General features: G+C 67.5%; 23 protein-coding genes and 1 tRNA gene. 12 read left to right on the top strand and 12 right to left on the bottom strand.

Features of this window, described 5'->3' with window-relative positions; translation table 11 throughout:
• Positions 1 to 179 precede the first annotated feature (179 nt).
• From ABZ004_RS35570 to ABZ004_RS35560, 3 genes are all read right to left on the bottom strand, one after another.
• Positions 180 to 962, bottom strand: a complete 783-nt coding sequence (locus ABZ004_RS35570; RefSeq protein WP_355685972.1) for an ABC transporter permease — start codon at positions 960 to 962, stop codon at positions 180 to 182.
• Positions 959 to 1,927, bottom strand: a complete 969-nt coding sequence (locus tag ABZ004_RS35565) for an ATP-binding cassette domain-containing protein (protein WP_355685970.1) — start codon at positions 1,925 to 1,927, stop codon at positions 959 to 961. Before ABZ004_RS35565 ends, ABZ004_RS35570 begins: the two co-directional genes overlap by 4 nt.
• Before the next feature lie 141 nt (positions 1,928 to 2,068).
• Positions 2,069 to 2,602: an EXLDI protein gene (locus tag ABZ004_RS35560; RefSeq protein WP_355685968.1), complete on the bottom strand. Its 534-nt coding sequence runs from the start codon at positions 2,600 to 2,602 to the stop codon at positions 2,069 to 2,071.
• 95 nt (positions 2,603 to 2,697) lie between these two features.
• Between ABZ004_RS35560 and ABZ004_RS35555 the strand changes: the two genes are divergently transcribed.
• The gene (locus ABZ004_RS35555) at positions 2,698 to 3,588 is read left to right on the top strand and encodes an alpha/beta hydrolase (RefSeq protein WP_355685966.1); all 891 of its coding nucleotides are present in this window, start codon (positions 2,698 to 2,700) and stop codon (positions 3,586 to 3,588) included.
• Between the two features lie 295 nt (positions 3,589 to 3,883).
• Here ABZ004_RS35555 and ABZ004_RS35550 read toward each other — a convergent pair whose 3' ends face one another.
• Entirely contained in the window at positions 3,884 to 4,150 is a 267-nt protein-coding gene (locus ABZ004_RS35550; protein WP_355685965.1) for a cell division protein CrgA, read from the bottom strand.
• A 126-nt stretch (positions 4,151 to 4,276) separates the two neighbouring features.
• Here ABZ004_RS35550 and ABZ004_RS35545 point away from each other — a divergent pair, with 126 nt between their 5' ends.
• Positions 4,277 to 5,053 (top strand): DUF881 domain-containing protein, encoded by a 777-nt coding sequence (locus ABZ004_RS35545; protein ID WP_355685963.1) that lies wholly within the window; start codon positions 4,277 to 4,279, stop codon positions 5,051 to 5,053.
• A 39-nt stretch (positions 5,054 to 5,092) separates the two neighbouring features.
• Positions 5,093 to 5,710 carry an aminodeoxychorismate/anthranilate synthase component II gene (locus ABZ004_RS35540; protein WP_355685961.1) on the top strand — a complete coding sequence of 206 codons (618 nt, stop codon included), beginning with the start codon at positions 5,093 to 5,095 and terminating at the stop codon, positions 5,708 to 5,710.
• Positions 5,711 to 5,755: 45 nt separating this feature from the next.
• On the opposite strand, the gene pknB is transcribed toward ABZ004_RS35540, so the two are convergent.
• From pknB to ABZ004_RS35510, 6 genes are all read right to left on the bottom strand, one after another.
• The gene (gene pknB, locus ABZ004_RS35535) at positions 5,756 to 7,597 is read right to left on the bottom strand and encodes a Stk1 family PASTA domain-containing Ser/Thr kinase (protein ID WP_355685960.1); all 1,842 of its coding nucleotides are present in this window, start codon (positions 7,595 to 7,597) and stop codon (positions 5,756 to 5,758) included.
• A gap of 115 nt (positions 7,598 to 7,712) precedes the next feature.
• Positions 7,713 to 9,170: a penicillin-binding protein 2 gene (locus tag ABZ004_RS35530; protein WP_355685958.1), complete on the bottom strand. Its 1,458-nt coding sequence runs from the start codon at positions 9,168 to 9,170 to the stop codon at positions 7,713 to 7,715.
• Positions 9,167 to 10,564, bottom strand: coding sequence for an FtsW/RodA/SpoVE family cell cycle protein (locus ABZ004_RS35525; RefSeq protein WP_355685956.1), 1,398 nt, complete (start codon positions 10,562 to 10,564; stop codon positions 9,167 to 9,169). The genes ABZ004_RS35530 and ABZ004_RS35525 overlap by 4 nt, the downstream gene beginning before the upstream one ends.
• On the bottom strand, positions 10,561 to 11,931 hold the full coding sequence (locus ABZ004_RS35520) for a protein phosphatase 2C domain-containing protein (protein ID WP_355685954.1): 1,371 nt from the start codon (positions 11,929 to 11,931) through the stop codon (positions 10,561 to 10,563). The genes ABZ004_RS35525 and ABZ004_RS35520 overlap by 4 nt, the downstream gene beginning before the upstream one ends.
• An 8-nt stretch (positions 11,932 to 11,939) precedes the next feature.
• The gene (locus ABZ004_RS35515) at positions 11,940 to 12,422 is read right to left on the bottom strand and encodes an FHA domain-containing protein (protein WP_355685953.1); all 483 of its coding nucleotides are present in this window, start codon (positions 12,420 to 12,422) and stop codon (positions 11,940 to 11,942) included.
• Positions 12,423 to 12,432: 10 nt separating this feature from the next.
• Positions 12,433 to 13,251 carry a DUF3662 and FHA domain-containing protein gene (locus tag ABZ004_RS35510; RefSeq protein ID WP_355685952.1) on the bottom strand — a complete coding sequence of 273 codons (819 nt, stop codon included), beginning with the start codon at positions 13,249 to 13,251 and terminating at the stop codon, positions 12,433 to 12,435.
• Positions 13,252 to 13,472: 221 nt separating this feature from the next.
• On the opposite strand from ABZ004_RS35510, the gene ABZ004_RS35505 reads away from it, so the two are divergent.
• The 4 genes from ABZ004_RS35505 (at position 13,473) to glgX (ending at position 17,038) form a co-directional block, all read left to right on the top strand.
• A tRNA-Leu gene (locus ABZ004_RS35505) sits at positions 13,473 to 13,556 on the top strand.
• 274 nt (positions 13,557 to 13,830) lie between these two features.
• Complete coding sequence (locus ABZ004_RS35500) at positions 13,831 to 14,040, top strand: hypothetical protein (RefSeq protein WP_355685950.1); 210 nt, start codon at positions 13,831 to 13,833, stop codon at positions 14,038 to 14,040.
• A 31-nt stretch (positions 14,041 to 14,071) separates the two neighbouring features.
• Positions 14,072 to 14,848, top strand: a complete 777-nt coding sequence (locus tag ABZ004_RS35495) for an MBL fold metallo-hydrolase (protein WP_355685949.1) — start codon at positions 14,072 to 14,074, stop codon at positions 14,846 to 14,848.
• 66 nt (positions 14,849 to 14,914) lie between these two features.
• Positions 14,915 to 17,038, top strand: a complete 2,124-nt coding sequence (gene glgX, locus ABZ004_RS35490; protein ID WP_355685947.1) for a glycogen debranching protein GlgX — start codon at positions 14,915 to 14,917, stop codon at positions 17,036 to 17,038.
• Between the two features lie 18 nt (positions 17,039 to 17,056).
• Here the strand turns inward: glgX and ABZ004_RS35485 are convergent, their stop codons facing one another.
• Entirely contained in the window at positions 17,057 to 17,239 is a 183-nt protein-coding gene (locus ABZ004_RS35485) for a DUF2231 domain-containing protein (protein WP_355685999.1), read from the bottom strand.
• A 112-nt stretch (positions 17,240 to 17,351) separates the two neighbouring features.
• Between ABZ004_RS35485 and ABZ004_RS35480 the strand changes: the two genes are divergently transcribed.
• The 5 genes from ABZ004_RS35480 to ABZ004_RS35460 all read left to right on the top strand — a co-directional run bounded on the left by ABZ004_RS35480 (position 17,352) and on the right by ABZ004_RS35460 (position 22,930).
• Positions 17,352 to 18,500 (top strand): zinc-dependent alcohol dehydrogenase, encoded by a 1,149-nt coding sequence (locus tag ABZ004_RS35480; protein WP_355685945.1) that lies wholly within the window; start codon positions 17,352 to 17,354, stop codon positions 18,498 to 18,500.
• A gap of 16 nt (positions 18,501 to 18,516) precedes the next feature.
• The gene (locus ABZ004_RS35475; protein WP_355685943.1) at positions 18,517 to 19,092 is read left to right on the top strand and encodes a hypothetical protein; all 576 of its coding nucleotides are present in this window, start codon (positions 18,517 to 18,519) and stop codon (positions 19,090 to 19,092) included.
• A gap of 90 nt (positions 19,093 to 19,182) precedes the next feature.
• Complete coding sequence (locus tag ABZ004_RS35470) at positions 19,183 to 20,967, top strand: glycoside hydrolase family 15 protein (RefSeq protein ID WP_355685941.1); 1,785 nt, start codon at positions 19,183 to 19,185, stop codon at positions 20,965 to 20,967.
• 6 nt (positions 20,968 to 20,973) lie between these two features.
• Positions 20,974 to 22,026: a glucose 1-dehydrogenase gene (locus ABZ004_RS35465; protein ID WP_355685939.1), complete on the top strand. Its 1,053-nt coding sequence runs from the start codon at positions 20,974 to 20,976 to the stop codon at positions 22,024 to 22,026.
• Between the two features lie 76 nt (positions 22,027 to 22,102).
• Complete coding sequence (locus tag ABZ004_RS35460) at positions 22,103 to 22,930, top strand: carbon-nitrogen hydrolase family protein (RefSeq protein ID WP_355685937.1); 828 nt, start codon at positions 22,103 to 22,105, stop codon at positions 22,928 to 22,930.
• Here ABZ004_RS35460 and ABZ004_RS35455 read toward each other — a convergent pair.
• On the bottom strand, positions 22,927 to 23,532 hold the full coding sequence (locus ABZ004_RS35455; RefSeq protein WP_355685935.1) for a GNAT family N-acetyltransferase: 606 nt from the start codon (positions 23,530 to 23,532) through the stop codon (positions 22,927 to 22,929). The genes ABZ004_RS35460 and ABZ004_RS35455 overlap by 4 nt on opposite strands.
• Between the last annotated feature and the right edge of the window lie 12 nt (positions 23,533 to 23,544).

The raw sequence follows: 23,544 nt of genomic DNA, 5'->3' as shown, positions 1-23,544 counted from the left end.
TAGCGAATCGGAGATCGCGGCGGACAGCGTCGACAGGCCGAGTGAGCCGGCACCGCGGCATCGTGCGCACCGACAGCCCGCTCTGCCGCCGTCCCACCCTCGCGCAACTCTGCCAACACCCCCACGTCTCGGCCTCCCGCCGAGGCGGCCCCTCTCCCGGAGATTCAAGAGTTCAGGAACTATGCCGCGGTGCCTTTGTTGTAGCTCTTTTGGGACCAGAGGTAGCCGACCAAGGCGATGGCGGCGCACCAGGCGAGGGACAGCCAGCCGGTGCCGGGGTCTGTGGGGGCTCCGAGGAGGAGGTGGCGGAGGGTGTCGATGATCGCGGTGAAGGGCTGGTACTCGGCGAACCAGCGGATGCCGCTCGGCATCGACTCCAAGGGGATGAAGGTGTTGCTGAGGAAGGGCAGCAGGAGGCTGATGGGGAGGACGATGTTGCTGGCGCCTTCGGCGGTCTTGCTGGTCAGGCCCAGGGCGATCGCGAACCAGGTGAGGGCGACGGTGACTGCGATCAGCAGGCCCGCTGCGAGGAACCACTCGCCGACTGTTGCGTTCGGGCGGAAGCCGATCAGGATGGCGAAGCCGATCACCAGGGCCAGGCTGACGATGGTGATCAGGACGTTGCCGAGGACGTGGCCGGTCAGTACGGCGGGGCGGAAGATCGCCATCGTCCGGAACCGGGCGACGATGCCTTCGCTCATGTCCATCGCGGCGCCGACGGCTGGCGACATCGTTCCGGACGCGATCGACATCAGCAGGATGCCGGGAGTGAGGAAGTCGATGTAGTCGAAGTCCCGGCCGCCGCCGAGGCCGGCCGAGAAGGTGTCGCCGAAGATCAGGCCGAACAGCAGCATCATGATCACCGGCATCCCGAGCGCGCCGAGGGACAGGCCGGGGTAGCGCTGGGCGTGCCGCAGGTTACGGCGCAACATGGTGGCGGTGTCGGCCATCGGGTAGCTCATCGGCTCATCGCTTTCTCGGCGTCGGTGCTCTGTTTGGTGGGTTGACCGGTGACGGCGAAGAACACGTCGTCCAGGTCGGGGGTGTGCACGGTCAGCTCGTCCACCTGCAGGGAGGCGTCGTCGATCCGGGCCAGCAGGCTGCGCAGCGACTGCACGCTGCCGTCGTTCGGTACTTGGAGGACCAGCGACTCGTCGTCGCGCGAGCCGGTCGGCAGCACCTGGGCGGCCAGCGCGAACTGGTCGGGTGCGTTGAACCGGAGCCGGATGTGCCCGCCGGGAGCCAGCCGCTTCAGTTCCGCCGGCGTGCCCTGGGCGACCAGCCGGCCGTGGTCCAGTACGGCGATCTGGTCGGCGAGCTCGTCGGCCTCGTCCAGGTACTGCGTGGTCAGCAGCACCGTGACGCCACCGGCGACCAGTTCGCGGACCAACTGCCACATCCGGTGCCGGCTGCGCGGGTCGAGCCCGGTCGTCGGCTCGTCCAGGAAGATGATCCGCGGGCTGCCGACCAGCGTCATCGCCAGATCGAGCCGGCGCTTCATGCCGCCGGAGTACGTCATCGCGAGCTTCTTGCCGGCCTCGACCAGGTCGAACTGCTCCAGCAATTCGGCGGCCCGTCGTCGGCCTTCCTGGCGGCCCAGATGGTTGAGGTCGGCCATCATGATCAGGTTCTCCGCCCCGGTCAGCAGACCGTCGACCGCGGAGAACTGGCCGGTGACGCCGATCGCGGCCCGGACGGCTTCGGGATCGCCGGCCAGTTCGTGTCCGGCGACCCGGATCTCGCCGGCGTCGGCGGTGATCAGCGTGGACAGGATCTGTACGACGGTGGTCTTTCCGGCCCCGTTCGGGCCGAGCAGCGAAAAGATGGTGCCCTCGGCAACTTTCAGGTCGATGCCGTCGAGGACGAGCTTGTCGCCGTACGACTTGCGCAGGCCGGCGACGTCGATCGCCAGGGATGAACTGTTCATGCTTCCTCGCTTGTTTTCGGGCAGGGTGAACCTGGCCTGGTGGCTGAAGGGGTGTGGAAGAGAGGCGTGCTGATCCAGCCGGCCGACCAGGTCGGGTCGCCGCTCGGTGGATCAGGTATTCAGTTGGTCAGCTGGGGATGATCAGATGTCGAGGTCTTCGACCGCGGGCTGATCGGCGGCTTCCTCGACGAGGGCGTAGAGGTCGCTCGGGATCAGGTCGCGCAGTTCCTCGACCGTGTCGACGATGTTCAGGGTCGACTCGCCTTGCGCCATGCTCCAGGACTGGTTGCTGCTGAAGCTGCCGATCCAGCTCCGCCAGCCGGTGAAGTTCTGCTCCTCCCCGTTGACGGTGTGGAGGGTCGTGTACTGGTTGCTCCGGTCGGCGTGCAGGACGAACTTCCCGGTCCGGCTGCGATAGACCTTGAACGCCTCGTAGCCGTCTTTGTTGGACCGGCCGCCCTCGGCGATCAGGACGCCGGAGAACCGCTGCTTGCGGCCGGCTCCGCGGCCGACCCGGACGGTGATCTCGTCGAAGCCCTCGAGCCGGCCTTCCTCCATCTCGACATAGCGCCGGAGCGCGGTCGAGATCGCTTGGGACAGATTCCCGGCGAGTTCCTGGGCCCGCTTGTAGAGGGCCAGGTCGTCGTCGGAAACATAGATCGTCTTGTTCGGCATGCTCTCTCCTCCTACGCAGAACTATACGCACACCACTACGTAGATGTCTACATATATCCCTGCGTATACGCGTCAAGTCTGGAACGATCTGCCCCATGGACACTCCGCAGCAGCGCTTCGATGACCTGACCGACCGCGTCGAGACCCTGTATGCCGAGGGCAGGCAACGCGAGGCGCTCGAGCTGCTCGCCGCGCCGGATCCCGCGTTCGAGCCGTGGTCGGCCGACCTCGCCCACCTGGCGGCGTGCCTGCACGGCTCCCTCGGCGAACCAACGGCCGCTCTCCAGGTACTACGCGCCGCCAGCGACGCGGGAGCCTGGTGGGCCCCGTCAATCCTCACCGACGACGACCTAGCCGACCTCCAGTCACTACCGGAATTCCAGGAACTCGTCGCCCTTTCAGCGAGCCGCAGAACCCCGGATCCACGCCCCGCCCTCATCCAGCTTCCGAAGAAGTCTGTGGGTGTTGTGGTGGCGTTGCATGGGGCGGGGCAAGGGGCGGAGCGGGCTGCGATGGATTGGGGTGGGGTGTTGGAACTGGGTTATGCGCTGGTTTGTGTGGAGTCCTCGCAGCGGATGACGCCGACGTACCGGACCTGGCCGGAGCGGGAGCGGGCGGTGGAGGACATCGCGCGGGCGCTCGACGAGTTGCCGGAAGAGCTGCGAGGGCTGCCGCTGATCGCGGCCGGGTTCTCGGCCGGCGGACGGGCGGCGCTCGACTGGGCGTTGACGGGAGAGCCGACGCGGGCAGCGGGTGTGATCGTGGTCGGGCCGGCGCTACGGGAGTTGCCGGGCGAGGCGCGGAACAAGCTGCAGCCGGCTGCGGTGCTGATCGGCGAGGACGACGACCTGTTGGAGGTTGTGGACAACGCGGGCGAGCAGTTGACCGCCTTCGGCCTGGAGATCGAGCGGGTGCCGGGGCTGGCGCACGAGTTCCCCCAGGACTTCGCCGAGCGGCTCGGAAAGCTTCTCCCCAGTTGTGGATAACTTGGGGGCCAAACCTCTTTCATCCACAGATTTCGGCGATTTCCCGCCGGAGCCGGCCGAAAGCCGGGGACAACCTGGGGACAACGCGGGGAAAAGCTGTGCACAGCTGGGGATACCGATGTGGATAACTTCAGCGGTGTAATTCACGCCACTGCAACCACACAGCAACAGACCTCGGACCTGAGCCGGTTGCGCCCGATCGCCGGCTGAGGCCCGAGGTACGTCGTACGGAGTGCTGAAGTTTCATCAGCAGCACAGAAGGTTGTGCGGAGTACTGAAGTTCTGGAAGGGGGCGTCAGATCCACTGGGTGGAGACGACGAAACCGCAGGCGATCAGGCCCATCCCGATCAGCAGGTTCCAGTTGTTCAGGTCCTTCATCACCGGGATGTCCTGGCCGGCTACGTAGAAGACGACCAGCCAGGCGAGTCCGAGCAGCCAGCAACCGAGCATCAGCGGCGCCACCCAGACGCGGCTGGTGGTGCGTGGCTTCTTCGGGGTCTTCTCCACCTTCACCTTCTCGGCGGACGACTTCTTGGTTTTGCGACTGCTCGACTCGGGCACGGATTCGACTCCTTGTAGCGGACACTAAGGTGAGTGGTGTCGCCTCGGTTCGCGAGGCCGGCACCAGCCACACCACTGGGTCTGGCCTCGGTTAGCGTAGTGCAGACGGGAGCAAGGGGTTCACGGGTGAGCAGGCTGCGGCGTTTTTCGCTCTGGCGCATTCTCGCGCCAGTGGCGCTGCTGTGCGCCGGTCTGCTGTTCGCGACCAGTGCCACCAACGCGCGTGGCACCGACCTGCGCCCTAGCCGCAACACTACGCTCGCGGGCCTCGTGGAGGAACAGAGTCGCCGCAGCGCGGCCCTGACCCGCCAGCACGCCGCGCTGACCCAGGACATCGAGAAGCTGCAGGCCCAGCAGGGCTCGATCGCGCCGAAGCTGGCCAAGCAGCTGAAGGACCTGTCCGAGCAGGTCGGGACGGTGCCGGTCACCGGCCCGGGGCTGACCGTCACGCTCAAGGACGCGCCGTCGCAGGTCGTGAAGGACAACCCGGACGTCGACGCCGACTGGCTGGTGATCCACCAGCAGGACATCCAGGCGGTGGTGAACGCGCTCTGGGCGGGCGGCGCCGACGCCATCTCGATCCAGAACCACCGGGTCATCTCGACCACCGGGATCAAGTGCGTCGGCAACTCGGTCGTCCTGCACGGGGTGCCCTACCTGCCGCCGTACGTGATCACCGCGATCGGTGATCGCCGCAAGCTGCAGAAGGCGCTGGACGATTCGCAGTACATCGACAACCTGCAGGACTACGTGGTGAAGTTCCAGCTCGGGTATCAGGTGAAGAACCAGTCGTCGATCTCCATGCCGGCGTACGAGGGCACCCTGGATCTGCAGAGCGCGACGGTGCCGGGCTTCGAGAAGACCCCGTCGGCCAGCCCGTCGATCACCGGCAGCGGTCGCTAGACCGAGCGGCCTTCCCGAGCGCCTGTCAGAATGGTCCGCATGCCCCGGATCCTTGTCGTCGACAACTACGACTCCTTCGTCTACAACCTGGTTCAGTACCTGCAGCAGTTGCAGGCCGACACCACCGTGCTGCGCAACGACGAGGTAACCCCGGACGACGTCACGGCGTACGACGGTGTCCTGCTGTCGCCCGGTCCGGGGACGCCGGAGGAAGCCGGCGCGTGCGTCGACATCGTCCGGGAGAAGGGCGGCGAGGTCCCGATCTTCGGGGTCTGCCTGGGTCTGCAGGCGATCGGCGTCGCGTACGGCGGAGTGGTTGGCCGGGCGGACGAGTTGCTGCACGGCAAGACCAGCCTGGTCTTCCATGAAGGCGCCGGGGTGCTGTCCGGACTGCCGTCGCCGTTCACCGCGACCAGGTACCACTCACTGGCGATCGCGCAGGACAGCGTGCCCGACGAGCTGCAGGTGACGGCCCGGACCGAGGCCGGCGTGATCATGGCGGCGCGGCACCGTGACCTGCCGGTCGAAGGCGTTCAGTTCCACCCCGAGTCGGTGCTGACCGAAGGCGGTCACCGGATGCTGGCCAACTGGCTGGCGATCTGCGGCGACACCGGCGCGGTGGCGCGCTCGGCAGGCATGGCACCCGTCGTCAGCTGAACAAACAGAAAGGACCGCGGAAATTCCGCGGCCCTTTCGCTGTGCTCAGTGCTGTTCGGGCAGGTGCCCCGCCGGTCCGCCGCCGGTGCCGGGGATGATCGGCGTCTCGGAGTTGGTCGGGGTGCTGGACGGTGTTTCGCTCGGCTCGTCCGGCGCGGTCGCGATGGTCAGCACCACCTTGGTGCCCTTGGCAACCTTCGTGCCGCCCTTGATGTTCTGCTTGACGACGGTGCCCTCGACCGCGTTCGGGTCCGAGTTGTCCTGCAGGTAGCCGACCGCCAGGCCGAGACCCTTGAGGGTGTTGGTCGCGTCGTCCTGGTTCTGCGTGGTGACGTCGGGAACCTCGACCTTCACGCTGCCGCTGGAGACGGTCAGGGTGAACTTGGTCCCCGGCGCGTACTGGCCGCCCGGGTCCGGGCTGAGATTGGTCACGGTGCCCTTGGGCTTGTCACTGTCCTCGGTGTTCACCTTGGACGCGACCTGGAATTTCCCGTCCGAATTCTCCAGCAGGTCCCGGGCGTCCTGCTCGGACTTGCCGATCACGTCCGGCACCGGGAAGGTGTTCGGGCCCGCGGAGATCCGCAGGGCGACCGTCGAGTTCTCGTCGACCAGGGCGTTCGCGCCCGGCTTCTGGTCGATCACCGAGCCCTTCGCGACCGCGGTGCTCGCGACCGACGTCGTGGTCACCTGCAGCTTCTTCGCCTCGAGGATCGCGGTCGCCTCGTCCACCGGCTTGCCGGCGACATTCGGTACAGCGACCTGCGTGGTGGCCGGCGGCTTGTTGTCCTTGTTGCCGTTCGTGATGATCGCGTACGCGCCGACCGCGACGGCCACGATCGCCAGGCCGAGCAGGAAGTACGCCAGGCCACGGTTGCGCCGGGCCCGGGCCGCCTCGACCTCGTCGTCGCCGTTGCCGGGCGGCAGCAGATCGTTCTGCTGCGGCCGGTACGCCTGGGTCGCCGCCATCGCGGGCGCCACCTGGGTCGGCTGGATCGCCCGGGTCTCGGCGACCGCGGCCATCGGTGCCGTCACCTGCTGGCCGGCCAGCACCCGGTGGATGTCGGCGCGCATCTCCGATGCGCTCTGGTAACGGTGCTCACGGTTCTTGGTCAGCGCCTTCAGCACGACCGCGTCGACCTCCGGCGGGATGTCCGGGTCGAACGACGACGGCGGCAGCGGCTCTTCCCGGACGTGCTGGTAGGCCACCGACACCGGCGACTCGCCCACGAACGGAGGCCGGCCGACGAGCAGTTCGTACAGCAGGCAGCCGGTGGAGTAGAGGTCGGAGCGCGCGTCGACCGTCTCACCCCGGGCCTGCTCGGGCGACAGGTACTGCGCCGTGCCGATCACGGCGGCGGTCTGGGTCATCGTCGACGACGTGTCCGCGACGGCCCGGGCGATGCCGAAGTCCATCACCTTGACCTGGCCCTGCGGGGTCAGCATCACGTTGCCGGGCTTGATATCGCGGTGCACGATGCCGGCCCGGTGGCTGTAGTCGAGCGCCTCCAGAACGCCGGAGGTGATCTCCAGGGCCCGCTCGGGCATGATCTTGCGGCCCTCACGGATCAGGTCGCGCAGCGTCTTGCCGGTCACCAGCTCCATCACGATGTACGGAATGGTGATACCCGAGCCGTTCGGGTCCGGCTCCTCGCCGGTGTCGTAGACCGACACGATGGTCGGGTGGTTCAGCGAGGCGGCCGACTGCGCCTCCCGCCGGAATCTTGCCTGGAAGGTGGAGTCGCTGGCCAGATCGACCCGGAGCCGCTTGATCGCGACCGCCCGGCCCAGTCGGTTGTCGATGCCCCTGCGGACGTCGGCCATGCCCCCTCGACCCAGCGGTTCGCCCTCTTCGTAGCGGCCGCCGACGAGACGTGCCTGCGATGTCATTCCTCTGCCTTCCAACCTGCGCGGATCGAACTCGGCCAAAGCTCATTCGTGGGGCCCACGCTAGTGGGACCTTGGTACTGCGGACGCATCGTCACCTGGTTGTACCTCATCGTCGTCACTGGCCCAGCACCGCTTCCATCACACTCTTGGCGATCGGTGCCGCCAGCGCGCCGCCGGCGATGTCGTTGCGCGGGACGTTCGCATCCTCGATCATCACCGCGACCGCGATCTTCGGGTCGTTGGCGGGGGCGAACGCGGTGAACCAGGCGAACGGCGGCTTCTCCGGCGAGGTCTGCGCCGTACCGGTCTTGCCGGCCACCTCGACGTCCTTGATCTGGCCCGGCCGGCCGGTGCCGTTCTTCACCACGTCGACCATCATCTGGGTCAGCTGGCTCGCGACCTCCGAGGAGACTGCCTGGTGCAGCGACTCCGGCTTGGTCTCCGAGACCGTCTTCAGGTCGGCGGTCTTCACGTTCTGGACCAGATACGGCTTCATCACGTTGCCGCCGTTGGCGATCCCGGCCGACACCATCGCCATCTGCAGCGGGGTGGCCCGGACGTCGAACTGGCCGATCGCGGACTGTGCGACCTGCGGTGCGTTCGGGTCCTGCGGGAACTGGCTGGCCGCGGCGCCCAGCTCGGGCAGCTGGCGTTCGCCGAAGCCGAACTTCTCCGCCTGCTCGCGGAGCGCGTCGGCGCCGAGATCGAGGCCGATCGAGCCGAACGCGGTGTTGCAGGAATTCCGCAGCGCGACCGTCAGGGTGGCGTTGTCGCTGCCGCCACAGTTCTTGCCGTTCTCGTTCGGCAGCTTGACCGTGGTCTGCGGCAGGTCCAGCTCGGCCGGCGACCGCACCTGGGTCTGCGGGTTGTACTTGCCGCTCGACAGCGCGGCCGCCGCGGTGACCAGCTTGAAGGTCGAACCCGGCGGGTAGACCTCCTTGATCGCGCGGTTCAGCATCGGCTTGTCCGGATCCGCGTTCAGCGTCTTCCAGGCGTTGCCGACCTTGGTCAGGTCGTGCGAGGCCAGCTGGTTCGGGTCGTAGGACGGGAAGCTCACCATCGCGAGGATCTTGCCGGTCTTCGGCTCGATCGCGACGACCGCGCCCTTCTTCCCGGCCAGTCCCTTGTACGCCGCCACCTGGGCTGCCGAGTTCAGCGTCAGCGACACGCTCGCCCCCTGCTGCTGCCGGTCGGTGATCACGTCGACCACCCGGCGGAAGGCCAGCGACGGGTCCGAGCCGTTCAGCTCGGAGTTCTGGGTCAGCTCGATGCCGCCGCGGCCGAACAAGTAGGAGTAGTACCCGGTCACCGGGGCGTAGATCTGGGCGATGTTCGGCGGATAGGTCCGCTGGTACACGAACCGGTCGTTGGACTTGTTGCTCACCGCGATCGCCGTACCGCCGACCAGGATCGGGCCGCGGTTCACCGAGAACTGCGAGTCGCGGACCCGGCGGTTGTCGTTGCGGCCGTTGAGTTCGCCGGCCTGGAACGCCTGCAGATAGGTGGAGTTGGCCATCAGCGCGAGCATCAGGATGAGCGCGGCCACGGCCAGTCGTCGGATTGCTGAGTTCATGCCTTCTGCACCGCCATGGCGATCGTCTCGTCGGACACGGGAGCAGCCGGGGTCTGCGGCCGGCGGGCCTGATCGCTGATCCGCAGCAGCAAGGCGACGATCGCCCAGTTCGCCACCAGCGAGGTACCGCCCAGTGCCATGAACGGCGTGGCCAGACCGGTCAGCGGGATCAGGCCGGTGACACCGCCGATGATCACGAACACCTGCAGCGCGAACGACATCGCCAGACCGGTCGCGACCAGCTTGCCGAAGATGTCCCGGCAGCCGAGCGCGGTCCGCAGGCCACGCTCGATCACGAGCGTGTAGATCAAGATGATCGCGATCAGGCCGGTCAGGCCCAGCTCCTCGGCGAAGGAGGAGATGATCATGTCGCTCTGCGAGTACAGGGTGATCTCCGGGCGACCCTCACCGAGGCCGCGGCCGAGAATACCGCCCCAGGCCTGGCCCATCTTGCCGACCGCGATCTGGCCGCCGTCGATCGAGAACGGGTCCAGCCAGTCGGTGATCCGGGTGTGCACGTGGCCGATCGCCGTGTAGGCGAAGAAGGCGCCTGCGACGAACAACAGCCCACCGATGATCAGCCAGCCGGCTCGCTCGGTCGACACGTACAGCAGGAACAGGAACAGCCCGAAGAACAGCAGCGACGACCCTAGATCGCTCTCGAAGACCAGGACGCCCAAGCTGACCAGCCAGGCGATCCCGATCGGCCCGAGGTCGCGGGCGCGCGGCAGGTCGAGGCCGAGGAAACGGTGCCCGGCCAGGGTCAGCACGTCGCGTTTCACGACCAGGTAGCCGGCGAAGAAGATGACCAGGCACAGCTTCGCGAACTCACCGGGCTGGAAGGACATCCCGGCCAGCCGGATCCAGATCCGGGCGCCGTTGATGTTCACGCCGAGACCCGGGATCAGCGGCAGCACGAGCAGCAGCAGACCGGCCAGGCCGGCGGTGTAGGTCAGCGCCTGCAGGCGGCGATGATCTCTGATCACGAGGATGACCACCAGGAACAGCACGATGCCGACCGCGGTCCAGGTGATCTGCTGTGGGGCCGCCGGTGACTTCGGGGTCTTGCCGTTCGCGATCGCGACCGCTTCCAGACCCAGGTCGAGCCGGTGGATCATCGCGACGCCGAGGCCGTTCAGGACCACCGCGCACGGGAGCAGCACCGGGTCGGCGTACGGGGCGCGGTAGCGCAGCGCGAGATGGGCGATGAGTGCGAGCAGGCCGATGCCCGCCGCGTAGTACCCGGTGCTGGCCGGCACCTTGTCCTGCACGGTGAGGCCGATGTTCACGTAGGCGCCGACCGAGACACCGATCGCGATGATCAGCAGCATCAGCTCCACCCCGCGCCGGGTGCGGGGCATGATCTGGATGACCGAGGTGGAGGCGATGCTCATCGGACCCCGTCGCAGTCGTCGGGGTTGGCGCCGTTGGACGGCGTGGAGGGCGTGGTGCTCGGGGACTTGGCGACCGGAGTCGTCTTCGGCGGGGTCGGCGCCGGCTTGCCCGACGGCGACGTGGTGGGCTTGGTGGTCGGCTTCGGCGTCGCCTTGGCCGCGCACTCGTCAGCCGTCCGCTGCAGCTCGGTCACGATGGTCCGGGCCCCGGCCAGGTCGTCTGCCTGGATGGTGCCTTCCACCTGCTGGCGGCTGTACGTCGGGAGCTTGTCCACCTGCAGCGACTGCTTCTCGTAGACGCGGGACAGCGTGAGCCCGGGGAACTCCTGGTCCACACCCTTGAAGATGGCCACGAAATCGCCGTCGGTGCCCACGTAGTACTGCTTCTGGGTCCAGCTGTAGGCGAACCAGCCGCCACCACCGATGAGTGCCAGCACTACGGCGAGCACGGCGAGCCGGCGTAACCAGAGGAAGCGCTTGGGCGGCCTCGGTGCGTACCGCAGCTCCTCGGGATCGAGACCTGCGCCACCGCCTTCGCCTTCGCCATGCCCCCGTACGGCGATGGTCGGCTCGCCACGTCCGGTACCGCCCTGAGCAAGCTCGGCTGCCGCCCCGACGAGCTGCGGCCGGTCACCGCTGGCCGGTGCCGTCTCGACCACGTCCGCGACGATGCAGGTGATGTTGTCGTTGGAGCCCGCTTCGAGCGCGTGCGTGATCAGCTCGACCACGACCGAGTCCGGCGTACCGTCGGCCAGCGAGGTCGCGATCACCTGGTCGCTGACGTAGTCCGGCAGCCCGTCACTGCAGAGCAGCAGCCGGTCGCCGGCCTGGACGTCGAGCATCTCCAGGTCCGGATCGGAGTCCGGCCGGCCGTCCAGGACGCGCAGGATCAGGTTCCGGTGCGGGTGGGTGAAGGCCTCTTCCTTGGAGATCCGGCCCTCGTCCACCAGCGACTGCACGAACGTGTGGTCGTGGCTGAGCTGGTAGAGCAGTCCGTCGCGCAGCCGGTAGGCCCGGGAGTCGCCGAGGTGGGCCAGCCCGAGGTGCTCGCCGTCGAAGAGCAGGGCGGTCACGGTGGAGCCCATCCCCTCGCGTTCCGGGTCCTCCTCGACCAGCTCGGAGAGCTTCTCGTTGGCCCGGTGGACGGCGCCCGCGAGCGCTTCCATCATGTCCGGGCCGGCGATGTTCGAGGTGTCCAGGCGACGGATCACCTGGACGGCGGCCGCGCTGGCCACCTCACCGGCCGCGGCGCCGCCCATCCCGTCGGCGAGCAGGAGCAGATGCGGACCGGCGTACGCCGAATCCTCGTTGTTGCGGCGCACCCGTCCGACGTCGGACAGTGCGGCGTAGTCGAGCGACAGGGTCATGGACGGGCCTACTTCGCGATGTTCAGCGTCGTACGGCCGATCCGGATCGAACCGCCGATCTCGGCCGGAACCGGCCGGGTCACCCGCTGTCCGTCCAGATAGGTGCCGTTGGTGGAGCCGAGGTCCTCGACCCACCACTCGCCCTCGGACTGGAAGACCCGGGCGTGCCGGGTCGAGGAGTAGTCGTCGTCGAGGCGGATCTGGCAGTCCGAGCCGCGGCCGATCACGACCGGCTCGGAGACCAGGGTGGCGCCGACGCCGGCCTGCGGGCCGTCCGCGATGGTGACCGAGCCGGGCAGGCCCTTGCGCTTCTTCACCGGCTTGGCGGCCTTCGGCGTCCGGCCCGGCGCGGCGGCCGGCGCGGCGACCGCGCGGGCGTCCACCTTGGCGCCGAACAGGTCCGACCGGATCACCGACAAGACGGCGAGCACGAACATCCACAACAGGGCCAGGAACCCCAGTTTGATCAGGGTCAGCGTGAGTTCCGACATGGAAGTTCGGTCACCACCCGCTGCTCGGCGGCTGGGCGATCGGCTCGTCCGCGAGGCGCAGCGTCATGGTGGTGTTCCCGATCCTTACCGTAGATCCGTCGGTCAGTTCGGCCTCGGCGGCCCGGCGGCCGTTGACCAGCGTGCCGTTGGTCGAGCCGAGGTCGACGAGGACCACCCTGACACCTCCGGGACCCTCGGGCATCAACCGGATCTCCGCATGCCGCCGGGAGACGCCCGGATCGTTGATCTGGATGTCCGCGTCGGTGCCGCGGCCGAGCACCACCCCGGGCGGGTTGATCGGGCGGCGGCGGCCGTTCACCTCGAGCATCACCTGGGGGTGCCCCTGGCGGATCGGCTGCGCGGGCGGCGGCGGGACCGGGGCGCTCTGCATCACGGTCTGGCCCTCGTTCGGATCGGGGATGTATGGCTGCGGGGGTTGCGGCCGGGGACGTTGCGGCTTGCCGATGGTCGCACTGACCACCCGGAACTTCCCGGTCGGCAGGTCGTCCTGCTGGGTCAGCTCGATCTCCACCGGCCCGGAGAACGTGTACCGCTGGATGTCGGCGTGGTCGCGCAGCTCGTTGGCCAGCTCGTGGTTGAGCGTCCGGCCGTAGGCGTTGAGCCGCTCGAAGTCGTCCGGGCCGAGCTCGATGGTGAAGTGGTTCGGCACCAGCCGGCGGTCCCGGGACAGGATCCGGGCGGTGTTGTCGATCTCACGCTTGAGGGCGGCGGCGAGTTCGATCGGCTCCACGTCACCCTTGAACGCGCGCGCGAAGACACCACTCACGATGCCCTCCAGGCGCCGCTCGAAGCGCTGCAGCGGTCGCACGCGTCCTCCTCCACTCGTCGGTCGCCGGCTGGAGCCAACGATCGTGCTTGCCGTCCGGCGCCTCCAACAGGCTCGCCGTACGCCGCGCCCTCCGGTGTGGTGGGCACACCGGGTACGACGATCGATCGTATCGGGAGGTTCGACCGAACCCGCAATGTCAGAGTCTGCCGCAGGTCGTGCTAACGTTCTTCTCGGTCACGGAGAGCAGCTCGTGACCATGCGCGCGGGTGGCGGAATAGGCAGACGCGCACGGTTCAGGTCCGTGTGCCCGAAAGGGCGTGGGGGTTCAACTCCCCCCTCGCGCACAGCGTCTCTCTCCCGGTCAGATCTCTGGCCGGGAGTTTTTCTTTGCCCGATTCTGTTTCTGTCGGTGCGGCCCGCGATCGTTGAGTGATGACGGCGATACGGATTGCGATCGCCCAGCCGGAGATCACGGCTGACGCGCGGCCCTCGGCGGTGCGCCGGCCGCAGCCCTGCTCCGCTGGAATGGTTGAGGTAGCTGAGATAGAGCGTGTTCCGCTCGACGACGCGGGTACCGGGGGCCCGGTCAACCGATCACTGTCCTACCGGGAGGTTCTGATGGGCGCCGTACTGTGGATTCCACTGATGATCGTCGTCCTGCTGGCCGTCGGTTATTTGCTCTGGACACTCTTTGCCGTCGGGTGGGGTGCGTCCGGGGCAGCCAAATCAGCTACCGAGCCGGGCTCCGGAGAGACCGCTCCGCACACCACTGAACACACCAAGATCCGCGACATCGACACCGACCCACCCGCCGACTCCCGGCCCTGATGCCGACCGGCAGGGATTGTGGAACGGGATAGTGGACTCACTGACCTTCGTCGGTAACGCGACGACGCTGATCCGGGTGGGGTCGTTCACCGTGCTCACCGACCCGAATTTCCTGCACCAGGGGCAGCGGGCGTACCTGGGCAAGGGGCTGTGGAGCCGGCGGCTGAAGGAGCCTGCCCTGCAGCCGGAAGAGCTGCCAGGGCTGGATGTCGTCGTGCTTTCACACCTGCACGGCGACCACTTCGACCGGGTCGCCCGCCGGCGGCTCGATCGGTCGGTGCCACTGGTCACCACCGAGCCGGCAGCACAGCGGCTGCGTCGCTGGGGCTTCGCCGCCGAAGGGCTGCCGGTGTGGGAACGCTCCGAGCACCACCACGGCAACGAGTCACTGACGGTCGAGGCGCTGCCCGGCATCCACGGCCGCGGGGTGATGGCGAAACTGCTGCCACCGGTGATGGGGTCATTGCTGACCCATCGGGTCGATGGCGAGGTCCAGCGACGGATCTACCTGAGCGGCGACACGCTCACCGGTGACCATCTGGACGAGATCCGGGAACGACATCCCGATATCGACGTGGCGGTGCTGCACCTGGGCGGTACCAGGATCCTCTTCGCCACGGTCACCATGGACGGTCCTCAGGGCCTGGACTTCCTGGAACGGGTTCGTCCGCGGCTGGCGATCCCGGTTCACTACGACGACTACCGCGTGATGCGGTCACCTTTGTCGGATTTCCTGGACCGCGTCCGGACCAGCCCGGACCGCTGGCAGGTCGCGACGCCGGCCCGCGGCGAAACCTTCCCGCTGTAGGACTACCGGGTTGTGTCAGCTGGTGAGACGGACGGTTCGGCGCGGCGCTGGAGGGAACCGCCAGGTATGAATGTTTGGCCTGGTCGAAGGTATCCGTTGGGGGCGACGTACGACGGCGCCGGAACGAATTTCGCGCTGTTCTCGGAGGTGGCCGAACGCGTCGAGCTGGCGCTGATCGCGGACGACGGTACCGAGCAGCTTGTTCGGCTCACGGAAGTGGACGGTTTCGTCTGGCATGGCTATCTGCCGGCGGTGCAGCCGGGCCAGCGGTACGGGTTCCGGGTGCACGGTCCGTTCAACCCCGCCGAAGGGCATCGGTGTAACCCTTCCAAGTTGCTGCTGGATCCCTATGCGCGGGCGATCGACGGCGAACTCGACGGTGACGAGTCGTTGTTCAGCTACCGCTTCGGGAACCCGGCCGAGTTGAACACGATGGACAATCGCGAGCACACGATGTTGTCGGTGGTCACGAACCCGTTCTTCGATTGGGGCAACGACCGTCCGCCCGGCCATGCCTATCACGAGACGGTGATCTACGAGGCTCACGTGAAGGGACTGACCAAGACCCATCCGGGTCTACCGGAGGAGATCCGTGGCACGTACGCCGGGATCGGGCATCCCGTCATCATCGATCACCTCAAGCAGTTGGGAGTCAGTGCGATCGAACTGATGCCGGTGCACCAGTTCGCCCAGGACGGTCATCTGCAGGAGCGCGGGCTGTCGAACTACTGGGGGTACAACACGATCGGTTTCTTCGCGCCGCACAACGCCTATTCGTCGTTGGGTAGCCGTGGTCAGCAGGTGACCGAGTTCAAGACGATGGTGCAGGCGCTGCACGAGGCGGATATCGAGGTGATCCTCGATGTGGTCTACAACCACACCGCCGAGGGGAACGAGTTCGGTCCGACGCTGTCGTTCAAGGGCATCGACAACGCGGCGTACTACCGGTTGGTCGATGAGGACCGGTCGCATTACTACGACACCACCGGCACCGGGAACAGCCTGCTGATGCGGCACCCATATGTGCTGCAGCTGATCATGGACTCGCTGCGGTACTGGGTGACCGAGATGCACGTGGACGGGTTCCGGTTCGACCTTGCCGCTACCCTCGCGCGGCAGTTCCACGAGGTGGACCGGCTGTCGGCGTTCTTCGACCTGGTCCAGCAGGACCCGGTGGTCAGCCAGGTGAAGCTGATCGCGGAGCCCTGGGATGTCGGCGACGGCGGCTACCAAGTGGGCAATTTCCCGCCGTTGTGGACGGAGTGGAACGGTAAGTATCGCGACACCGTGCGGGATTTCTGGCGGGGTGAGGAGTACACCTTGGCCGAGTTCGCCTCCCGGCTGACAGGATCGTCAGATCTTTATCAGGACGACAGCCGTCGCCCATTGGCGAGTATCAACTTCATCACGGCACATGACGGGTTCACGTTGCGTGATCTGGTCTCGTACAACGACAAACACAACGAGGCGAACGGTGAAGGCGGCAACGACGGGGAGAGCCACAACCGTTCGTGGAACTGTGGTGTCGAGGGCCCGGCCGATGATCCCGCGGTGCTCGAGTTGCGGGCCAAGCAGCAGCGGAACTTCTTGACCACGTTGCTGATCTCGCAGGGCGTGCCGATGCTTGCGCACGGCGACGAGCTGGGCCGGACCCAGTCGGGCAACAACAACGTCTACTGCCAGGACAATGAGCTTGCATGGGTGAACTGGGATCTGACCGAGGAGCAGAAGGAGCTGCTGGAGTTCACCAGCCGGCTGGTCGAGCTACGCAACAACCATCCCGTACTGCGCCGTCGCCGGTTCTTCCACGGCGACACCGATGTCGACGGAGTCCGCGATCTTGTCTGGCTGACCCCGGAAAGCGCCGAGATGCAGGAAGACGACTGGCTTCGCGGCGGCAACGCGATCGCCGTTTTCCTCAACGGTGACGCGATCTCCGAGCCGGACCCTCGCGGCGAGCCGGTGGTCGACGACTCGTTCCTGATCCTGCTGAACAGTGGCGATCAGCCGAGGAACTTCAGGCTGCCGGCCAAGGAGCACGGCAAGTCGTGGGCGGTGGCGGTCGACGCCACGAAACCAACCGGGGCTGATGGCGGCACGGAGTACAAGGCGGGCAGTCCGATCACGGTCGAAGCGCACAGCGCTCTGATCCTCACCCGGCCGCGCAAGTCCCGCCGCCGGCTCCGCTGAGCCGGCGGGATCATCGACTCACTGGGAGAAGCCCTTGTTCTGGGTTGTTTCGTCGGCGACCCGAACGCCGTAGGTGTAGGCGAGCTTGCCGCCCAGCCAGCCGGAGGCACCCAGCACCGCCAGGGCGATCAGGGTGAGCACAAAGCCCAGCACGGTCGCTTCTTCAGAACCCTTGGCGGCCGCGTCCGGACGTTCGCCGATACCCCGGCGGGTCCCTGTAACCCTGCGGCTTCAGCTCGCATACGAGCCGGTCAGCGGGGTACCTCGGGCTCACCTGCTGACTCGTCGGAGAGCGGTTCGAAGGGAGCTGTCCATGCGTGCGATGGTCTATCGGGGTCCCTACCGGATCCGGGTCGAGGAGAAGGAACGGCCCCGGATCGAACATCCGGGCGACGCGATCGTCCGGGTCACCCGAGCCGCGATCTGTGGCTCGGACCTGCACCTGTACCACGGGATGATGCCGGACACCCGGGTCGGGATGACGTTCGGGCACGAGTTCGTCGGCGTGATCGACGAGGTCGGTCCGGCGGTCCGGACCCTGCAGCCGGGCGACCGGGTCATGGTGCCCTTCAACATCTTCTGCGGGACCTGCTACTTCTGCGCCCGCGGTCTGTTCGCCAACTGCCACAACGTCAATCCCAACGCGACCGCGGTCGGCGGGATCTACGGATATTCGCACACCTGCGGCGGGTACGACGGTGGCCAGTCGGAGTACGTCCGGGTGCCGTTCGCCGACGTCGGGCCGAGCATCGTGCCGGACTGGATGGACGACGACACCGCGGTGCTGCTGACCGACGCGGTAGCGACCGGGTACTTCGGTGCGCAACTCGGCGATATCGCCGAAGGCGACGTGGTGGTGGTCTTCGGCGCCGGCCCGGTCGGCCTGACCGCCGCGGCATCGGCTTGGCTGATGGGCGCCGGCCGGGTGATCGTGATCGACCATCTGGACTACCGGCTGGCCAAGGCCCGGACGTTCGCCCACGCCGAGACGTACAACTTCGCCGAACACGCCGACATCGTGGTGCTGCTGAAGAAACTCACCGACCACCTCGGTGCCGACGTGGCGATCGACGCGGTCGGCGCGGAGGCAGACGGCAACCTGCTCCAGCACATCACCTCGGCGAAGCTCAAGCTGCAGGGCGGTTCGCCGATCGCCCTGAACTGGGCGATCGACTCGGTCCGCAAGGGCGGCACCGTCTCGGTGATGGGTGCCTACGGTCCGATGTTCAGCGCGGTCAAGTTCGGCGACGCGATGAACAAGGGCCTGACGCTGCGGATGAACCAGTGCCCGGTGAAGCGGCAATGGCCGCGGCTGTTCGAGCACATCCAGAACGGCTACCTGAGGCCCACGGAGCTGATCACCCACCGCATTCCGCTCGAGCACATCGCCGAGGGCTATCACCTCTTCTCGGCCAAGCTCGACGGCTGCATCAAACCGCTCATCGTCCCGACCGCCGCGTGACCGACAGGAGTCCGAGATGACTTACACCTCCGAGCGTCCTCCGATCGCTGAGTCCAGCGCACAGCTTCGCGCCCGGATCCCGGGCTGGGGAGCCGACCTCGATCCCAGCGTCCGCCCCGCCGTCCCCAAGGAGGTCTACGATCCACACCCGTACGGCGCGGTCTGGGACTTCCCCGAGCGACAGCCGGAGCACTGGCCACGCGAGCGGTCGAACGAGCACGCGTTCGTCACCCCGGTCTTCGGTACGTCGTGCCCGCCGCACGGTGTCTCCGGAGCGATCCGCAAGTTCGCCTACCGCCGGTACAGCGAAGGACGCGCCGCGCACTGGCTGCTCCTGCTCGGTGCCGACCGGGTCGATGCCTTCGGCAGTACCGTCCGTTCCTTCGCCACCCGGCACCCCGACAACCTGATCGCGGAAACAGGAGTCGTGGCGGAGTTCAAGTACCACGGCATCCGCTCGCGGCGCGGCCAGAAGCGTGCTGATCTCAAGCACCAGCCGCTCGACCTCGTGGTCGTCAGCTGGCCGTGGATAGCCGCCGGCGTACTGGGTCTGCGGGCGGTCCGGCGGCTGTCGCGTCACATCCGGCGCTGACCGCCTTCGGGCCGGGCCGCGGCATAGATGTCCAGGCCACGGGTACTCGGGACAAAGTCCGCGGAGATCGGCTGGCGAGGAGATGTCGCGGTGGCGCTACGGATCGAGGACTACGGGCTCATCGGCGACCTGCACACCGCGGCGCTGGTGGGCCGGGACGGGTCCATCGACTGGCTGTGCCTGCCACGCTTCGACGCCGGGGCCTGTTTCGCCGCGCTGGTGGGTGACGAGCAGGCAGGTTTCTGGCGCCTCGCGCCGGCGGCCGGAGGCCTGTGCACGCGCCGCCGGTACCGCGGCGATTCGCTCATTCTGGAGACGGAGTGGGACACCCCAGAAGGCTCGGTGCGGGTGACCGACACGATGCCGCCGCGCGGGCAGGCAGCCGACGTCGTTCGCGTCGTGGAGGGTCTCAGCGGCCGGGTGCCGATGCGAACGGCCCTGAGGTTGCGTTTCGACTACGGGCGCATCGTGCCCTGGGTGCGGCACCTGGACGGGCAGCTCGCCGCAGTAGCAGGTCCCGATGCAGTGTGGCTCCGCACTCCGGTCCAGCTGCACGGCGAGGACTTCACGTCGTACGGCGAATTCTCGGTGGCGGCCGGCGAGCGAGTGCCGTTCGTTCTGACGTACCGGCCGTCACACGAACCGACACCGCAAGCGGTCGACCCGGACAAGGCCCTTGCCGACACGGAAGCGTTCTGGACCTCATGGATGCGCGGTTTCCAGTACAAGGGCCGGTGGGACGAGGTGGTACGCCGTTCCCTCATCGTGCTCAAGGCCTTGACCTACGCGCCGACCGGCGGGATCGTCGCCGCCGCCACCACGTCTCTACCCGAGCAGTGGGGCGGCCCACGGAACTGGGACTACCGGTACTGCTGGTTGCGGGATGCAACCTTTGCTTTGCAGGCGCTGCTGGGAACGGGCTTCGTCGCAGAGGCGAAGGCGTGGCGGGAGTGGCTGCTCCGGGCGGCTGCCGGTGATCCAGCAGACCTTCAGATCATGTACGGCATCGACGGAACGCGGCGCCTGCCGGAGTACAAGCTGGACTGGCTGCCGGGTTACGAGGGCGCGACTCCCGTCCGCATCGGCAATGCCGCCTCCGGACAGTTCCAGCTCGACGTCTGGGGCGAGGTTCTCGACGGGTTGCACGAGGCCCGGTCGGCCGGACTGGCGGTCGAGGAGGATGCGTGGGATCTGCAGCGGGCGTTGCTGGACTATCTGGAAGGCCACTGGGCGGATCCGGACAACGGGCTGTGGGAGGTCCGCGGCGACCGCCGGCACTTCGTGCACTCGAAGGTGATGGCCTGGGCCGGCGTGGACCGGGCCGTCCAGGCGATCGAGCGGTTCGGCCTCGACGGTCCCGTCGACCGGTGGCGCGCGACCCGCGACGCCATCCATGCCGAGGTCTGTGAACGCGGGTTCGACGCCGACCGCAACACGTTCACCCAGTTCTACGGTTCCCATGGGCTGGATTCGGCGCTACTGCTGATTCCCCGGGTGGGGTTCCTGCCGTGGGACGACCCGCGGGTAGCCGGAACTGTTGATGCGGTGCAGCGCGAGCTGTGCCACAACGGTTTCTTGCTGCGCTACCAGCCGCAGGCCGACGGCAACGTCGACGGCCTGCCGGGCACCGAAGGCGCGTTCATCACCTGCACGTTCTGGCTGGCCGAAGCACTGTTCGGCATCGGCCGCCAACAGCAAGCCCAGGAGCTGTTCGAACGGCTCGTGAATCTGCGCAACGACCTCGGCCTGCTGAGCGAGGAGTACGACCCGGCGACCGGGCGGCAGCTCGGGAACACTCCCCAGGCATTCAGCCACGTCGGCCTGGTCAATGCCGCTCGGCACCTGTTCTCCAGCCCGCCATCCTCCGAAAGGTGAGTACTGATGCGCGCCCTGACCGTGACCCCGCTGCAGAAGGACTCCTTGGCCGTCTCCGACGTGCCTGACCCGCAGCCCGGCGACGGTGACCTGCTCGTCGACGGGCTTGCCGTCGGGGTGTGCGGCACCGACAAGGAGATCGCCGCCGGCGAGTACGGCTGGGCGCCACCTGGACATGACCGGCTCGTCGTCGGGCACGAGTCCCTCGGCCGGGTGCGCACTGCTCCACCCGGGAGCGCCTTCAGCACCGGAGACTTGGTCGTCGGTGTCGTCCGGCGCCCCGATCCGGTGCCCTGCGGAGCCTGTGCCCACGGACAGTTCGACATGTGCCGCAACGGGCGCTACACCGAGCGCGGTATCAAGGAGATCGACGGCTACGCGGCAGAGCAGTGGTCCGTCGAGGCGGATTACGCCGTCAAGCTCGATCCGCGTCTGGCCGATGTCGGAATGCTGATGGAGCCGACCAGCGTCGTCGCCAAAGCGTGGGACGAGGTCGGCAAAGTAGGCGCCCGAGCCTGGTTCGAACCCACTACCGCACTCGTCACCGGCGCCGGTCCCATCGGCCTCCTGGCCGCCCTGCTCGGTGTGCAGCGTGGCCTCGAGGTGCACGTCCTCGACCGCGTCACCGGCGGTCCGAAACCGGCGCTGGTCGGAGACCTCGGCGCCACCTACCACCACGGTGACATCAACGACGTGGCTGCCGACCTCAAGCCCGACGTCGTCATCGAGGCCACCGGCGCCGGCCCGGTGATCTTCGGTGCCGCGGCCCACACCGCGCCGTACGGCGTCGTCTGCCTCACCGGGGTGTCGTCGGTCGGTCGTCCGCTCACCATCGACGCGGGTTCGCTCAACCGCGACATCGTGCTGGAGAACGACGTCATCATCGGCTCCGTCAACGCCAACCTCGCGCACTACGCCGCCGCCGCGGATGCACTGGCCAAGGCCGACACCGGCTGGCTGTCCCGGCTGATCAGCAGGCGGGTTCCGCTGGAACGTTTCGCGGAGGCCTTCACCGCTCGGGACGACGACGTGAAGGTCGTCATCACCCTCGACGCCTGATCCCTCAGATCTCTGGCCGGGAGTTTTTTCTTTGCCCGATTCTGTTTCTGTCGGTGCGGCCTGCGATCGTTGAGTGATGACGGGGATACGGATTGCGATCGCCCAGCCGGAGATCACGGCTGACGCGCGGAAGAACGGGGCCGAGGTTCGGCGGCTGATGAAGCAGGCGGCGGCCGGGAAGGCCCGGCTGGTGCAGTTCCCGGAGGGGCTGCTCTCGGGCTATGCCAAGGAGCAGATCCAGGACTGGGCCGACGTCGACTGGGCCGCGGTCCGCGACGAGCTCGAGCAGATCATGGCGCTTGCCGCGAAGCTGAAACTCTGGGTCGTCCTCGGCTCCGCGCACCCGCTCACCCCGCCGAACCGGCCGCACAACAGCCTCTACGTGATCTCCGACACGGGCAAGATCGTCGACCGGTACGACAAGCGCTTCTGCTCGCAGACCGAGATCACGCAGTACTACAGCCCCGGCTTCGAGCCGGTCGTCTTCGACGTCGACGGTTACCGGTTCGGCCTGATGATCTGCGTCGAGATCAACTTCCCGCACCTCTTCTCGGAGTACGAACGCCTCGGCGTCGAGTGCCTGCTGCTCTCGGCGTATCCGGTCGACTCGATCTTCGAGGTCAAGGCCCGCGCGTACGCCGCGATCAACGCCTACTGGATCGCCATGTCGCTGCCCGCCCAGACCCACCACCTGATGCCTTCGGGCCTGATCACCCCCGCCGGCACCTACGCGGCCCTGGTGTCGGCCGCCGACCTGGTCATCGCCGACCTCAACCGCGACGACCCGTCCCTGCACATCCCCCTCCACCTGGCCCGCCCCTGGCGCACCACCGCCCTCAAAGGCGACCTCTACAAAACCCGCCGAGTCACCGACCCCCGCTCCACCAACCGCACCACGGTCTAAACGCTCGTGCTGCGGCCGAGGTAGGTGACGATGTCGGCGCCGGGGACCGGGATGTGGTGGAAGCCGAGGCGGTCGTAGAAGGCTCGGGCCGGAGTGTTCGCAGTGAGCATGGTGAGGTGGATGGCGGGGACGCCCTTGGCGGCAAGGGTGTTGAGCAGGCGGGTCATCAGGGCTCGGCCGTGGCCGGCGCCTTGGTACTCCGGGAGTAGGTCGATGTGGAGGTGCGCGGGGTAGTCCGCGACCTCGGGGATGACAAGTCGTTCGGGGTTGTGGAGAAGGCCGATCATCTGTTCGGTCGGTGTCTCGGGTGGTCCGGTCAACGGCCCGTACTGCGGTACACGGGGCAGCCAGTCGATTCGCCAGCGGCGGGCGAAGGACGGGGTGGCCGCGCAGCCGATGACGTAGCCGACCGCCCGCTCGCCGTCGTCCAGAACGAAGGCGAGTTCCGGCTCGAGGTCGACGTACGGGAACGCGAAGATGCTCGGCATCAGGTCGAGGTCGGGGTAGAGCGATCGGGAGTCGCCGCCGTTGTCCGCCGTACGGACGCAGATGTCGGCGACGGCGGCTCGATCGGTCGGCCGGTACGACCGGATCTCAGGCATGAAACCCCTCCA

The organism is Kribbella sp. NPDC006257, from assembly GCF_040613535.1.
Taxonomy (GTDB): domain Bacteria; phylum Actinomycetota; class Actinomycetes; order Propionibacteriales; family Kribbellaceae; genus Kribbella.
This window is presented reverse-complemented; position numbering and strand designations above follow the sequence as displayed.